This window comes from Streptomyces physcomitrii, assembly GCF_012273655.1.
GTDB classification, from domain to species: Bacteria; Actinomycetota; Actinomycetes; order Streptomycetales; family Streptomycetaceae; genus Streptomyces; species Streptomyces physcomitrii.
On record NZ_JAAWWP010000015.1, the window covers coordinates 177,253 to 192,244 of the forward strand.

Sequence of the window (14,992 nt, forward strand, 5' to 3'; positions counted from 1 at the left end):
CCGGCGGCTGCTCGGGGCTCAGAGCCGGGTCGTGTGGAAGGCCACGGCGGAGGCGGCGGCCACATTGAGGGAGTCCACCCCGGCGGCCATCGGGATGCGGACATGTTCGTCGGCGGCGCGCAGGGCGGCGTCCGACAGCCCGTCGCCTTCGGTGCCGAGCAGCAGCGCCAGTTTCCCGTACCGGCGGGCGGCCAGTTCGTCGATCGTGATCGACCGCTCCCCGAGGCACAGGGCGGCGGTCACGAACCCGTACCGCCGGAAGACCTCGATCTCGTTCGGCCAGGAGGTCAACCGGGTCCAGGGGACGGTGAAGACCGCGCCCATCGAGACCTTCACGGCCCGGCGGTAGAGCGGGTCGGCGCAGCGGGGCGAGAGGAAGACGGAGTCCACGCCCAGGGCGGCGGCGTTGCGGAAGGCGGCCCCCAGATTGGCGTGGTCCACCAGGTCCTCGAAGAGGGCGACGCGCCGGCCCGCACTCCTCGGCCCGGCAGACGGCGAGGACTCGTCCGTGGTGCGGCCGTCGGCCGGGGCCCGGTGGCCGGCGCCGAGGAGTTCGGCCGCGGCGGGCAGCGGCTTGCGCCGGAGGGAGGCGAGGGCCCCGCGGTGCACGTGGTAGCCGGTGACCCGCTCGGCCAGCTCGGGGCTGACCACGTAGACGGGGGCACTCGCCTCCGCGATGACATCGGACATCACCTCGACCCACTTGGCGGAGAGCAGCATCGAGCGCATCGCGTACCCGGCCTCGCGGGCCCGGCGGATGACCTTCTCGCCCTCGGCGATGAACAGCCCCTCGGCGGGTTCCCGGCGGCGGCGCAGCTCGACGTCGGTGAGCCCGGTGTAGTCGCCGAGGCGGGGGTCGTCGGGGTCGTCGACGGTGAGGAGTTCGGCCACGGGGTGAGGCTGCCTTGTCGTAGGAGTACGGGGTACGGGTGTGCGGGAGCCGTCAGGTGAGGGTGCCGGGGGCGGCCGGGGCGGTGTCGCCGACCTCGACGACCTCGCCGACGACGATCACCGCGGGCGGGCGGACCTCGGCGGTGCGGACGGTCTCGCCGACGGTGGCCAGGGTGGCGTCCACCCGGCGCTGGGCCGCGGTGGTGCCCTCCTGGATCAGGGCGACCGGGGTGTCCGGCGCCCGGCCGTGGGCGACCAGCGCCCGGGCGATCCGGCCGATCTTGTCGACGCCCATCAGGATGACCAGGGTGCCGCGCAGCCGGGCGAGCGCCGCCCAGTCGACCAGGGAGCGGTCGTCCTCCGGCGCCATATGGCCGCTGACCACCGTGAACTCGTGTGCCACCCCGCGGTGGGTGACCGGGATGCCCGCGGCCCCCGGGACCGAGATGGAGCTGGAGATGCCGGGGACGACGGTGTACGGCAGGCCCTCGGCGGTCAGCGCCTGCGCCTCCTCCATGCCGCGCCCGAAGACGAAGGGGTCGCCGCCCTTGAGCCGTACCACCGCCTTGCCCTGCCGGGCGTGCTCGATCAGGGCCTGGTTGATGGCCTCCTGGGCCATGTAGCGGCCGTAGGGGATCTTCGCGGCGTCGATCACCTCGACGTGCGGGGGGAGTTCGGCGAGCAGGTCGCGGGGGCCGAGCCGGTCGGCGATGACCACATCGGCCTCGGCGAGCAGGCGGCGCCCGCGGACGGTGATCAGATCGGGGTCGCCGGGGCCGCCGCCGACCAGGGCCACCGGGCGCACCCGCGGCGCCTCGTCGGGGCGGACGCCGACCGAGGGCACGGCCAGGGTGCCGTCGCCGAGCGCCTCCACCAGGATGTCCCGGATGGCGGCGGTGCGCCGCGGGTCCCGGTCGTGGACCTCGGTGGTCAGCACGGCCACGGTCACGCCCTCGCTGCGCCCGGTGGCCGGGGTGAGCGCGGTCGCCGCGTCGGCGTCGTCGGCGCGTACGCACCAGATCCGGCCGCGTTCGGCCTCGGCGGAGGCGGTGCGGTTGGCGGCCTTGTCGCTGGTGGCGATCAGCGCGTACCAGGCGCCTTCGAGGTCTCCCTCGGCGTACCGCCTGCGTTCCCAGACCAGCTCGCCGGAGTCCGCCATCGCCTCCACCGAGGGGGTGGCGGAGGGCGAGACGAGGAGGATGTCGGCGCCCGCCGCGATCAGCGCGGGCAGCCGGCGCTGGGCCACCTGGCCGCCGCCGAGGACGACGGTGCGCCGCCCGGTCAGTCTCAGTCCGACGGGGTAGGCGGGGTGTTCGGCCATGGCGGTACGGCTCCTCGTGCGGGTGGTGCGATGCGGTGCGGGCCGCTGCGGCACTGGAGCGGCGTGTTCACATGACGTCCCCGGGGCGGCTGCTGCTCCCCGGTTCGCCTCCGGTTCCCCGGACGAGGCCCGGTCACCCGGTTCACGTGCGGTTTCCCGGTTCCTCAGCTTACGGCGAGGGGCGCGGCGGGGCCCAGTCGCGGCGGTCCGGCGCCGCCCTCGGCAGGGGGCCGGGCCGCGCGGACCCGGTCACGCGCGAGCCGGCCGTCCCCGGGCCGTACCGCGCGTGACCCCTTACTTCTCGGTGACCCCGGCCGAATCGAACGTGGCCACCTCGTGCATAGCGCGGGCGGCGCTCTGCACCACGGGCAGCGCGAGCAGCGCGCCCGTGCCCTCGCCGAGGCGAAGGTCCAGGTCGACCAGCGGACGCAGGCCGAGTTTGTTCAGGGCGGCGACATGGCCCGGTTCGGCGCTGCGGTGGCCCGCGATGCAGGCGGCCAGCGCTTCCGGGGCGATGGCGCGGGCCACCAGGGCGGCGGCACCGGCGCTGACGCCGTCCAGGATCACGGGGGTGCGCAGCGAGGCGCCGCCGAGCAACAGGCCGACCAGGGCGGCGTGTTCGAGCCCGCCGATCGCCGCGAGCACCCCGATCGGGTCGGCCGGGTCGGGCTGGTGCAGGGCGAGGGCCCGGCGTACGACCTCGGTCTTGCGGGCGAGGGTCTCGTCGTTGATGCCGGTGCCGCGGCCGGTGACCTCGGCCGGGTCGGTGTCGGTGAACACCGCGATCAGGGCGGCCGACGCGGTGGTGTTGGCGATGCCCATCTCGCCGGTGAGCAGGGCCTTGTTGCCCGCGGCCACCAGGTCGCGGGCGGTCTCGATGCCCACCTCGACGGCGGCGACGACCTCCTCGCGGGTGAGCGCGGGGCCCTCGGTCATGTCCGCGGTGCCCGCCCGGATCTTGCGGGGCAACAGGCCCGGGGTGGCCGGGAGTTCGGCGGCCACGCCCACGTCGATCACGCAGACCTCCGCGCCGACCTGCGCGGCGAAGGCGTTGCAGACCGCGCCGCCGGACAGGAAGTTGGTCACCATCTGCGCGGTGACCTCCTGCGGCCAGGGGGTGACCTGCTGGGCGTGCACCCCGTGGTCGCCCGCGAAGATCGCCACCGCGGCGGGCTCGGGCACCGGCGGCGGGCACATCCGGGAGAGGCCGGAGAGCTGGGCGGAGATGATCTCCAGCATGCCGAGCGCGCCGGAGGGCTTGGTCATCCGCTTCTGCCGCTCCCAGGCCTCGCCGAGCGCCTTGGCGTCCAGCGGCCGGATACCGGCGACGGTCTCGGCGAGCAGGTCGTGCGGCTCCTCGCCGGGCAGCGCGCGGCGGCCGTAAGTCTCCTCGTGCACCACCCAGGACAGCGGGCGGCGCTTGGACCAGCCCGCCTGCATCAGCTCGGGGTCCTCGGGGAACTCGTCGACGTAGCCGACGCAGAGGTAGGCCACGACCTCCAGGTGCTCGGGCAGGCCGAGGGCGCGCACCATCTCGCGCTCGTCGAAGAAACTGACCCAGCCCACTCCGAGCCCCTCGGCGCGGGCGGCGAGCCAGAGGTTCTCCACGGCGAGCGCGGAGGAGTACGGGGCCATCTGCGGCTGCGTCTGCCGGCCGAGGGTGTGCCGGCCCCCGCGGGTGGAGTCGGCGGTGACCACGATGTTCACCGGGGTGTCGAGGATGGCCTCGACCTTCAGCTCCTTGAACTGCTTGGCCCGCGCCTTGGGCAGCGACTTCGCGTAGGCCTCGCGCTGCCGCATCGCCAGCTCGTGCATGGTGCGGCGGGTCTCGGCGGAGCGGATGACGACGAAGTCCCAGGGCTGCGAGTGCCCGACGCTGGGCGCGGTGTGCGCCGCTTCGAGGACCCGGAGCAGGACCTCGTGCGGGATGGGGTCGTCGCGGAAGCCGTTGCGGATGTCGCGGCGCTCCCGGATGACCCGCAGCACCGCCTCGCGCTCGGCCTCGGCGTAGGCCGGGGCGGCGGGGCCGCGGGGCGGGGCGGGCTGCTCCCCGGCGTCCGCGGCGGCGGGGTCCGCCTCGCCCGGCTGCCCGGCGGCGTCCGGCACCGGCTCGCCTGCGGGGGCTCCGGTCTCCTGGGCCGCGGTGTCCGCGGGGGCTCCGGCACCGGGCCCGGACACCTCGCGGGCCGTGGACCGGCCGTCGCGGGGCGCCGGGACCGAGGCGGCCTGCTGCTCGTCCGCAGTGGTCCAGGGGGCGGCCGACTCCTCGGCGGGGAGGACGGGTTCACCCGCGGGGGCGGGCACACCGGGGAGCCCGGGGGCGTCCTGCCCGGCCACCGCGTCCGCCTCCGGTCCGGCCGAGGGGTCCGCCTGCTGCGGCTCCTGCCGCGGGGCGAAGGCCACCACCTCCTCGGACGCCCGGAGCGGCTCCTCCGCCTGCGCGGGTACGGCCTGCTCCGCCGCGGTGGCAGATCCCTGCGCCATGAACTCCTCGTGCGGTACGAGGTGGACGCCGGGCCCGCCGGGTACACCCCCGGACTCCACCCCGGGGTGGAACTGCTCCGCGGGGACAGCCTGCCCGTTCAGCTCCGCCACCGGGACGGCCTGCTCGGCGGCGTGCGCCTGCTCCGGGGCGAGGGACGGTTCGGCAGCGGGGGTGTCGTCGAACTCCCGCGCGGCGTCGGCGTGTTCGGCGTAGGCCTCGGGGGATTCGGCGTAGCCCTCGGGGGATACGGGGGCGGGGTCCTCGTAGGACAGGGGGTCCTCGTAGGAGGCGGGCTCTCCGTGCAGCGCGGGCTCTTCGTGGGGTGCGGACTCGTCGTGGGGCACGGGCTCGTCGTAGGCGGCGGAGACAGGCTCCGCGTCGGCGGGCGCGGGCTGGGCCTCGGTGGCCTGGGCTTCGAGGCCCGGGACCTCGACGGGCTGGGCCTCGGCGGTGGCCGCCGAGCCGAGCGGACCGTCCTCGGCCGGGGCGGCCACCGCCGCCTCGGACTGCCCGACCGCCTCGGCGAGGTGCGGTGCCTCGGTGAGGTGCGGTTCCTGGGCGAGGTGGGGCGCTTCGACTCCCGCCTCCGGGAAGGCGGTTGCGTCCTCCGGCAGGTGCAGGGGGTGCGGGGGTGTCGGGGCGAGGTGCGGGGTGGTGGGGATGACGCCGTCCACGGGCACGAAGCGTCCGATGGAGTCGCCCTCGCCCGGGGCGGACTGGCCGTAGGGGACGCCCTGCGCCGGGGTCTCCGGCACCGGCGCGTAGCCGGCCGGGGCGGCGCCCGCCTGCGGGGCCGCGTCGAAGGCGCCCGCGGAGGGCGGGAAACCCGCGTTGTCCTGCGGGGCGGCCGGGGCCTGACCGTGGAAGGCGGGCTCACCCTGAACCGGGAAAGCGGCCTCACGCGCGCCCGGGAAGGCGGCGTCGCCCTGACCGTGGAAGGCGGGGTCCACGTGACCGTTGAAGGCAGGGTCTCCCTGACCGTCGAAGACGGGGTCTCCGTGACCGTTGAGGGCAGCAGGGTCCCCGTGACCGTTGAGGGCAGGGTCGCCGTGGGCCGGGAAGGCGGGGTCGGCGTAGGCGGCGTCGCCGTAGGTCCCGTCGCCGAGGGCAGCGTCGCCGTGGGCGCCCTCGGGGTAGGCGAACTGACCGGATTCCGTGCCCTGTTCGGCGCCCTGGTAGCCGCCGGGCCGGTCCGCCTGGTAGTCCGCCGCCGGATACTCGCCCGGGTAGGCGGCGCCCTGGTGCGAGGCGTCCGGAACGACCGTTTCTGCCGCCGCTGCCTGCGGGCCCTCCGGGTGGCCGCCGTCCTGGGGCAGGCCTTCGGGGGTCCACGGCACCGCGCCCTGCGGCGGGGTGTCACCGGGGCCCGCGGGGTCCTCCTGCGGGATGTCCAGGTACTCGGGTCCGGTGGCGGGCCCCGGGGTGGTCACGGGGGCGGGCTGCGCGGCGGGGCCGCGGTCGGCCAGCGAACGCACCGGGCTGGCGGGCGGTCCCGAGTGCAGGGGGCGCCGGGGGGCCGCGGAGTGGGCCGCGGCCGGGGTGCGGGCGCTCATGTCGAGGGCGCCGCTGTCCCGGCCGGAGCGCTCGTGGGCGCCGGGCGCGGGTCCGGGCGGGCCGGGGGGGAGCTGGCCCTCCATCCAGGCGCCCTGGGCTCCCGGCATGAGCAGCAGGTCGTCCTCCTCGGCGGGGGCGGCAGAGGGGCCGGCGTAGGCGTAGGCACCCTGGGCGTGCACGCCCGGCTGCTCCACCATGCCCGCGCTCTCCGGCAGTCCCTCGCCGGGGATCTGGCCGGTGTCCGTCATGCGTAACCCCTCGCTCAGTGCTTACTCGGACCGTGCCCGGTCGCGGCCGGGTCCGTACTCCGCGTGTGGCAGCGCACCGACCGCCCACAGGGAGAACGAGCGTGTGCGCCGTGCGGCACGTGCCGTCCGCGGACGAGCGGACACCAGGCATTCTGCTGTGCCGACCACCTCCGGGGCACGTGGATCGGCCACGGCCCGGTGTGGACTGCGCCACTTCACGCCCTTGTGGTGCCGCTGCTCCCCCGGTCCCAAGAGGACCGCCCTTTTGGGACATCGGGCCCTCCGGGACGGTCCGTCCTCAGCGGTACGACGATCGGCCAGCCTACCTGCCGCGGCGTCCGCGGGGGCTCACGGGGCGCGGTCCGGGAGCAGCCCGCTGAGCAGGAAGGCGACCGTGCGCTCGCGCTCCGTCCAGCTGCCGGTGTCCAGTTCGACGGACTGGAGCAGGGCGCATTCGACCTGGTAGCCGTGCTCGGCGAGGTCCCGGCCGAGGAGTTCGGCCTCGTCGCGGGTGGCCGCGTGGGTCACGATCCGCTCGGGCCTGCGGTCGGCGACCGCCGAGACGACGGCCGCTCCCCCGCCGCCCACCCGTACGACATCGGGCTCGGGCAGGCTTTCGAGGATGTGCGGGGCGGTGCCCTGGACGACGCTGAGTTCGACCCCGGCCCGGCGGGCCGCGGCGGCCGTGCGCCCGCAGCTGTCCGGGTCCCGGTCGACGGCGATGACGGCGGCGCCGAAGCGCCCCGCCTCGGCGGCGAAGGCCCCGCTGCCGCAGCCGATGTCCCAGACCAGATCGCCCACCCGCGGGGCGAGCCGGGCGAGTTGGGCGGTCCGCAGCCGCTCGCCCTCGCCCTCCTTCGGGGTGCCCTCGTAGGCGCTCGCGGGCAGCACCCAGCCGCGCGGGCCGCGCCCCGGGTCGCGCCCGGCGATCCAGCCGGTGTCGGGCGCGGTGGTGCCGCCGAGGACGATGACGACGTTCGGGTCCCGCCAGCTGTGGTCGGCGGCCTTCTCCGAGGTGACCACGGTGACCTGCTCGCGCGGGGTGCCCAGCTCCTCGCAGATCACGAAGGTGCGGTGCACCTTGCCGAGGAGCAGACCGAGTTCGGCGGGTCCGGCCCCGGGCGAGGTGAGCACGGCGACCTTGGGGTGGGCGCGGCAGACGTTGACCGCGCGGCGCAGGGTGCGGCCGTGGGCGACCACCACCTGGGCGTCGTCCCAGGGGGTCCCGGCGCGGGCGAAGGCGGTGGCGACCGAGGAGACCGCGGGGACGACCTCGACCTCCAGGCCGTAGTCGGGCGAGCGCAGGGTGCGCACCACGCCGAAGAAGCCCGGGTCGCCGTCGGCGAAGACCACGGCGGTGCCGCGGTGGCCGACGATGCGCCGGGCGGCGAGGTGCATGCTGCCGAGCCGGATGCGCTCCGCGCCGGGAGGCACCTCGGGCAGGGCCAAGTGGTGGGCGGCGCCGGCCACCAGGGTGGCCGCGGACAGGGCGCCGCGCGCCGCCTCCGTCAGCGGCGTGCCGTCCCAGCCGATCACCGTGACCCGGTCGGCCATCGTCGTCCGTCTCCTGAGGTTCAAGCGTTGTGCGGGGCAGCCGCGAGCGCGGGCAGGGCGAGCGTACCCGGTGGCACGCGGTGACCCGGCACGCGGAGGGGAGCCGAGGCGCGGGGACGGGCGGCGGGGCGGTCAGTTCCAGTCGGGGTAGGAGGCGTAGCCCCCGGCCTCGGCGAGCTGGTCGGCGACGCCCTCCAGGTCCTCCGGCAGCAGGCTCCACACGATGAGGTCGGTACGGAACTCGCCCCAGCCGCCGTGCTCGTCCTTGCCGCGCGCTATCCAGGCGCCCCGCAGCACGCCCTCGCTGATGCAGCCGATCTTCTGCGCGACCTGCTGGGCGGCGGTGTTGTCGGCGGCGGTGCGCAGTTCCAGGCGCTCGAACTTCTGGTCGTGGAAGAGCCATTGGGCCACCGCGAGCACGGCCTCGCAGGCGTAGCCCTCGCCGCGCGCCCAGGGCGCGATGACGTACACCGCCTCGGCGGAGCGCACCCGCCAGTCGGTGTGGCGCAGCTGGACGAAGCCGACCAGGCGCTGGGTGAGGAACTCGTTGACGGCGAGCACGATCCCGCGCCCCTCGGTGCGCTCGGCGGGTGCCTCCTCGGTGAGCCAGGCCCGCGCGTCCGCCTCGGTGTAGGGGTGCGGCAGGGCGGTCCAGGAGGTGACCAGCTCGTCGTTCATCATCTCGGTGAGCGCCGGTACGTCGGGTTCCTCGAGCGCGCGCAGCACCAGCCTCTCCGTACTGATGGAGATGTCGGGGAAGGTGGTCGTCATGCGGCACTCCGTAACCTTCAGGCAAGCTGAAGGGCCCAGCATGCAGCATCGCGGGCGTCAACCGCACCACGGGGGTGGGCTGTCGGCGCCGGGGCGCGCACCGGCCCCGCCGCGCGCGGGGCGGGGCGGGGCCGGGTGCCGGAGAGCGGATCAGCCGACGGAGATCACCGAACCGGCGTACTTGTCCTTGATGAACTTCTTCACCTCGGGCGAGGTGAGGAGCTTCGCGAGCTTCTTGACCCGGGGGTCGTCCTCGTTGCCCTTCTTGACGGCCAGGAAGTTGCCGTACGGGTTGTTCTCGTCGGTCTCCAGGACCAGCGCGTCCTCGGCGGGCTTGAGGCCGGCCTCGATGGCGTAGTTGCCGTTGACCACGGCCGCGTCCACGTCCTTGAGGGAGCGGGCGACCTGCGCGGCCTCCAGCTCCTTGAACTTCACCCCGCGCGGGTTCTTCGCGATGTCCTTCGGGGTGGCCTCGTTGCCGACGCCGTCCTTCAGCTCGATGACCCCGTTGGCGTCGAGGAGCTTGAGGGCGCGGGCCTCGTTGACGGTGTCGTTGGGCAGCGCGATCGTGGCGCCCTTGGACAGCTGGTCCGCCTTCTTCTCCTTCTCGGAGTAGAGGCCGAGCGGCTCGAAGTGGACGGTGACGACCGGGACGATGTGGGTGTTGTTCTTCTTGTTGAAGTCGTCCAGGTAGGGCTGGTTCTGGAAGTAGTTCGCGTCCACGTCGCCGCTCTCGGTGGCCGTGTTCGGCGTGACGTAGTCGGTGAACTCGCGCACGTCCAGCTTGAGTCCCGCCTTGTCGGCGAGCTCGTCCTTGACGAAGTCGAGTATCTCGGCATGCGGTACGGGGCTCGCCGCGACCTTCAGCGGGGCGTCGGGGTCGGAGTCGGAGTCGCCGCCGCAGGCGGTGAGGCCGAGGGCGAGGGCGCCGGTGGCGAGGGCCGCGGTGGTGATCCGGAGGGTGTTACGCACGAAAAGTGCCTCTTTCTGGGTGGGTGCTGCTCCCCGCCGCGGGTGGTGCGGGGCGGACTGGGTGGGACCGGAAAGGGTTCAGGGGGCCGGGAGTTCGGAACTCTTGACCGGCTCCGGGGGCTGCCCGGCGGACTGCTCCGGGGAGCGCTCGGGCGCCGCGTCCCGGTCGCGCAGGAAGCGCAGCCGGGGCGCCGGGCCCGCGTGGCCGCTGCGACGGTGCAGGCCCCGGGCGGCGAAGTCGCCGGCGAACTGGATGACGGAGATGACGACGGCGAGCACTGCGACGGTGACCCACATCAGGTCCGACTCGAAGCGCTGGTAGCCGTAGCGCACCGCGAGGTCGCCGAGTCCGCCCGCGCCGACGGTGCCGGCCATGGCGGAGTAGCCGATGAGGGCGACGATCGTGGTGGTGGTGCCGGCGATCAGCGAGGGCAGCGACTCGGGGACGAGGACCTTGCGGACGATGGTCCAGGTGTTGCCGCCCATAGACTGCACCGCCTCGACGAGGCCGCCGTCCACCTCCCGTACCGCCGTCTCGACGAGCCGGGCGAAGAAGGGGATGGCGCCGATGGCGAGCGGGACGATGGCGGCCTCGCGGCCGATGGTGGTGCCGGTGACCCAGCGGGTGAAGTCCATCAGGGCGACCATCAGGATGATGAAGGGCATCGAGCGGGCGATGTTCACCACCTGCCCGGTGACCTTGTTGACCGCCTGGTTGCCGAGCAGCCCGCCGCGGTCGGTGAGGACGAGCAGGATGCCGAGCGGCAGCCCGCCGACGACGGCGATCAGCGTGGACCAGCCGACCATGTAGAGGGTGTCCCAGCTCGCCTGTTCGAGCAGCGGCTGCATCTCCGACCAGGTCACTTGGTCTCCTCCTTGGCGAGCGCGGCCACCGGGGGCGCGGCGGGTCCTGCGGGCGGTGCGGCGGGGGCGTCGGGGCCGGGGTGCTCGGCGCGTTCGACGTGGAGGCCCTGCTCGCGCAGGAAGCCGATCGGCACCACGTTGTCCTCGTAGCGGCCGGGCAGTTCGATGCGCATCCGGCCGACCTGCCTGCCCGCGACGGTGTCCACGGCGGCGCCGAGGATGGAGACGTCGATGTCGTAGGTGCGGGCGAGCCGCGAGATGACGGGCCGGCCGGCGGCGTCGCCCTGGAAGGTGAGGTCGACGACGGTGCGTTCGGGGTCCTCGCCGCCGCCGCTGACCGGGAAGAGCGCGGCCGCCAGCTCCGAGCCGGGGGTGGCGAGCAGATCGGTGACGGTGCCGGACTCGACGATCCGCCCCTCGCGCATCAGGGCGGCCGAGTCGCAGATGCTCTTCACCACGTCCATCTCGTGCGTGATGAGCAGCACGGTCAGGCCGAGCTGCCGGTTGAGGTCGCGCAGCAGCCCGAGGATGGAGCGGGTGGTCTCCGGGTCGAGGGCGCTGGTCGCCTCGTCGGAGAGGAGCACCTTCGGCTCGGCGGCCAGCGCCCGGGCGATGCCCACGCGCTGCTTCTGGCCGCCGGAGAGCTGGGCGGGGTAGGCGCGGGCCCGCTCGCCGAGGCCGACCAGGTCGAGGAGTTCGGCGGCCTTGCGGGCCCGCTCGCGGCCGGAAAGGCCGAGGATCTCCAGCGGGAGTTCGACGTTGTCCTGCACGGTGCGCGAGGACAGCAGGTTGAAGTGCTGGAAGACCATGCCGATCCGGCTGCGGGCGGCGCGCAGTTCGCGGCCGGCCCGGGGCCCGCGCCCGGCCAGGGCGGTGAGGTCCTGCCCGGCGACCGTGACGGTGCCGGAGGTGGGGCGCTCCAGGAGGTTCACGCAGCGGATGAGCGAGGACTTCCCGGCGCCGCTCTGCCCGATGACGCCGTACACCTCCCCCTCGGCGACATGCAGGTCCACGTCGTCGAGGGCGGTGATGGCGCGGCCTCGCGGACCGCCGGACCGGTAGATCTTCGTCAGGCCCGAGGTGGTGATCACAGGGTTTCCGTCACTGTCGAGTGCGCGGCACGCGGGGTGCCGGGCACGGGGCGTCGGTTGCGGGACACGGCACGGCCGACCCGCGGGGCGGGGTTCCCAGGTCGTGTGCGCGGGGCCGTGCGGCCCGGCTCGGCGGAGCGGGCTGTGGCACGGGGCTCGGCGGCTCGCTTCGGGGCGCGAGTCCAGGCGGTGATGCAGGGGCCCTCAGCAGGCACACATTCGACACATACAGCGAGCACCGGGCGTCAATCGCGCCTCGGTCGCGGGGATGCGGCTGCTCGTCGTGGTCATGCGGGCAAGTAAAGCAGACGGGTGAGCGGCGGTGACCTCGGATGCCCGTATTCCGGACAGTTTTGTCCGGCACCTGGACACCCTTGTACGGCCCGTGCCGAGGGGCCTCCGGGGGCCCGTCGTGCGCTGGGCTTTCGCCGCCGCCCGGGCCGCTCCTGTGGTCAAGGCCACTGTCCCGTACCCGGACAGGGGCGGGATCCGCCGCCCCCGCGCCCCGTAATAAAGTCGGCCCATGCTTGACGCCCTGACGATCGCGATCAGTGCGGCCGCGCTCGCGCTCGCCGCCTGGTGCGGTTTCGCCGCCTACCGGGATCAGCCCACCAAGGACTGGCACTTCATCGGCATGGCGGTGGTGACCCTGCTCACCGTGGTGCAGCTGATCGTCGGCATCGTCCGGCTCGCCCAGGGCCAGGAGGCGGACCAGGGCACCACGATCTTCGTCAGCTATCTGCTCGGCGCCTTCGCCTGCGTACCGGTTTCCGGATTCCTGTCCCTCGCGGAGCGCACCCGCTGGGGTTCGGCGACGGTGGCCGCGGGCGGCGTGGTGCTCGCGGTGCTCGAAGTGCGGCTCTACGACATCTGGGGAGGCTGAGGTGGCGACGCCCGAGAAGGCCGGGGAGTCCGGGTCCGGCGGCGAAGCGGCCGAGGCACCGCGCCGCCGCAACCGCCTGATCAGCGGCCCCGGCACCCTGCTGCTCTGGGTCTACGGGGTGATGGTGGTCGGCGCGGTCTCCCGCTCCGCGGTGCAGATCTCCACCGAGTTCGACCACGCCCCGCTCGCCTACTCGCTCTCCGCGCTCGCCGGTCTGGTCTACGGATTCATCACGTACTCCCTGGTGCGCGGCGGCGAGAAGGCCCGGCGGGCGGCGCTGGTCTGCTGCGTCGCCGAACTCGTGGGCGTCCTGACCGTGGGCACCTGGACCCTGGCCGACAAGGCCGCCTTCCCCGACGCCACGGTCTGGTCGGACTACGGCATGGGCTACCTCTTCATCCCGGTACTGCTCCCGCTGACCGCGCTGTGGTGGCTGCGGCGCCCCCGGCCGGACGCGGACTGACTTCGCCGCGAGGCGGACCGACGCCGCCGCGGGGCGGGACACGGCGGGCGGGGTTCCCGGGCGGAGCGCCGCTCGGCGCCTAGGCTGACCACGCCTTTCGCCCAGGTGCCCGCGCCCGGCCCGCTCCTCGCGCACCGCCCGCAGCCGGTGGTCCGCACGGCGGGCGCGCGGCGCGTACGCCGCTCCCGGCCGCGGCCGGAGTCAGGAGATCCGCCCGTGGCCGCCCCCGTGCACTGGCTCTTCGGCGATCAGCTCGGCCCGCACTTCCTCACCCCCGGGCCGGACGGACCCCACCGGGACACCCCGCTGGTGATGATCGAGTCCCGGGCGGTCTTCCGCCGCCGGCGCTTCCACCGGGCCAAGGCCCATCTGGTGCTCTCCGCGATGCGCCACCGGGCGGCCGAACTGGGCGAACGGGTCCGCTACGTACGGGCGAAGACCTACCGGGAGGGGCTGCGCGAGGCGGCCGGGGACCGGCCGGTGACCGTGCACCACCCGACCTCGCGCGCCGCCCTCGGCCTGGTGCGCTCCCTGGACCGGGTCACCGTGCTGCCGGCGCGGGGCTTCCTCGTCCCGCTGGAGGAGTTCCGCGACTGGGCGGAGTCCCGCGAGGGGCTGCGCCAGGAGACCTTCTACCGCTGGGTGCGCCGCGAGCACGGCCTGCTGATGGCGGGCGGGGAGCCGGAGGGCGGCCGGTGGAACCACGACCACGACAACCGGGAGCCCCCGCCGAGGGGCGCCGCCGGCCTCGGGCTGCCCGCGCCCTACCGGCCCCGCGAGGACGAGATCGACGAGGAGGTCCGCCGCGACCTCGACCGCTGGGAGCGCGACGGGGAGGTCTCCTTCGTCGGCCGGGACGGGCCGCGCCGCTTCCCGGCCACCCGCCGGGAGGCCCTGACCGCGCTGCGCCGCTTCCTCGGCCACCGCTTCGCGGACTTCGGGCCCTACGAGGACGCGATGCTCGCCGGGGACCCGGAGATGAGCCACAGCCTGCTCTCCTCCTCGCTCAACCTGGGACTGCTCGACCCCCTGGAGTGCGTGGAGCGCGCCGAATCGGCCTGGCGGGAGGGCGAGGCCCCGCTGAACAGCGCCGAGGGCTTCATCCGGCAGATCGCAGGCTGGCGCGAGTACGTATGGCAGCTGTACTGGTACTTCGGCGAGGAGTACCGGCGCCGCAACGCGCTCGGCCACCACGAGCCGCTGCCCGGCTGGTTCCTCGGCCTGGACGCGGACGCGGTCACCGCGCGCTGCCTCTCCGAGGTCCTCGGGCAGGTCCGCGACACCGGCTGGACCGCGCACATCCCGCGCCTGATGGTGCTCGGCAACTTCGCCCTGCAGCGCGGCTGGGACCCGGCCGCGGTCACCGACTGGTTCCACCGCTGCTTCGTGGACGGCTACGACTGGGTGATGCTGCCCAATGTGATCGGCATGTCCCAGTACGCGGACGGCGGCCGGATGGTCACCAAGCCCTATGTCTGCGGCGGCAGTTACCTCAACCGGATGAGCGACTTCTGCGGCCCCTGCGCCTACCGGCCCACCCGGCGCACCGGCGAGGAGGCCTGCCCGTACACCACGGGCTACTGGACCTTCCTGCACCGGCACCGGAGCCGCTTCGAGGGCAACCACCGCATGGCGCAGGCGGTCCGGGGGATGGACCGGCTCGGCGACCTGGCCGAGGTGCGCCGCCTGGAAGCCGGGCGCGAGGGGCCGCCGTGAGGGTCGACGGGCTTGTGCGTGCGCGGAGTCGAGGCGACGGCCGCCCGTACGCCTAGGGGGTGTCCGGCGGATCATGTGACCTTCTGACCGGTCGCTCGTTGGTTTGGGCATGGGTCGGGGGGATCTGACGAACCGTGAGTGGTCGTTGCTGGAGCCGCATCTGCCACCTCTGGGTGGCC

The 14,992-nt window shown here is 74.5% G+C and carries 11 protein-coding genes; 3 read left to right on the plus strand and 8 right to left on the minus strand.

Annotated elements, in window-relative coordinates; all coding sequences use genetic code 11:
- Positions 1–18 precede the first annotated feature (18 nt).
- From HFV08_RS22905 to HFV08_RS22940, 8 genes are all read right to left on the minus strand, one after another.
- Positions 19–891, minus strand: coding sequence for a TrmH family RNA methyltransferase (locus tag HFV08_RS22905; RefSeq protein WP_168541911.1), 873 nt, complete (start codon positions 889–891; stop codon positions 19–21).
- A 52-nt stretch (positions 892–943) separates the two neighbouring features.
- Positions 944–2,212, minus strand: a complete 1,269-nt coding sequence (cobA, locus tag HFV08_RS22910; protein ID WP_168541913.1) for a uroporphyrinogen-III C-methyltransferase — start codon at positions 2,210–2,212, stop codon at positions 944–946.
- 294 nt (positions 2,213–2,506) lie between these two features.
- Positions 2,507–6,499: a nicotinate-nucleotide--dimethylbenzimidazole phosphoribosyltransferase gene (gene cobT / locus HFV08_RS22915; RefSeq protein ID WP_168541915.1), complete on the minus strand. Its 3,993-nt coding sequence runs from the start codon at positions 6,497–6,499 to the stop codon at positions 2,507–2,509.
- Positions 6,500–6,847: 348 nt separating this feature from the next.
- Positions 6,848–8,053, minus strand: coding sequence for a precorrin-6y C5,15-methyltransferase (decarboxylating) subunit CbiE (gene cbiE / locus HFV08_RS22920; RefSeq protein WP_168541917.1), 1,206 nt, complete (start codon positions 8,051–8,053; stop codon positions 6,848–6,850).
- 132 nt (positions 8,054–8,185) lie between these two features.
- Entirely contained in the window at positions 8,186–8,824 is a 639-nt protein-coding gene (locus tag HFV08_RS22925; protein WP_168541919.1) for a GNAT family N-acetyltransferase, read from the minus strand.
- Between the two features lie 150 nt (positions 8,825–8,974).
- Positions 8,975–9,796, minus strand: a complete 822-nt coding sequence (locus HFV08_RS22930) for a MetQ/NlpA family ABC transporter substrate-binding protein (RefSeq protein WP_168541921.1) — start codon at positions 9,794–9,796, stop codon at positions 8,975–8,977.
- A 78-nt stretch (positions 9,797–9,874) separates the two neighbouring features.
- Positions 9,875–10,660: a methionine ABC transporter permease gene (locus tag HFV08_RS22935; RefSeq protein WP_168541923.1), complete on the minus strand. Its 786-nt coding sequence runs from the start codon at positions 10,658–10,660 to the stop codon at positions 9,875–9,877.
- A complete protein-coding gene (locus HFV08_RS22940; protein ID WP_168541925.1) occupies positions 10,657–11,751 on the minus strand; it encodes a methionine ABC transporter ATP-binding protein in 1,095 nt (364 codons plus the stop codon). The genes HFV08_RS22935 and HFV08_RS22940 overlap by 4 nt, the downstream gene beginning before the upstream one ends.
- A 523-nt stretch (positions 11,752–12,274) precedes the next feature.
- Here HFV08_RS22940 and HFV08_RS22945 point away from each other — a divergent pair.
- The 3 genes from HFV08_RS22945 (at position 12,275) to HFV08_RS22955 (ending at position 14,813) form a co-directional block, all read left to right on the plus strand.
- The gene (locus tag HFV08_RS22945; protein ID WP_168541927.1) at positions 12,275–12,634 is read left to right on the plus strand and encodes a hypothetical protein; all 360 of its coding nucleotides are present in this window, start codon (positions 12,275–12,277) and stop codon (positions 12,632–12,634) included.
- Between the two features lie 76 nt (positions 12,635–12,710).
- Positions 12,711–13,097: a hypothetical protein gene (locus HFV08_RS22950; protein WP_168541953.1), complete on the plus strand. Its 387-nt coding sequence runs from the start codon at positions 12,711–12,713 to the stop codon at positions 13,095–13,097.
- A 228-nt stretch (positions 13,098–13,325) separates the two neighbouring features.
- On the plus strand, positions 13,326–14,813 hold the full coding sequence (locus HFV08_RS22955; RefSeq protein ID WP_168541955.1) for a cryptochrome/photolyase family protein: 1,488 nt from the start codon (positions 13,326–13,328) through the stop codon (positions 14,811–14,813).
- Positions 14,814–14,992 lie beyond the last annotated feature (179 nt).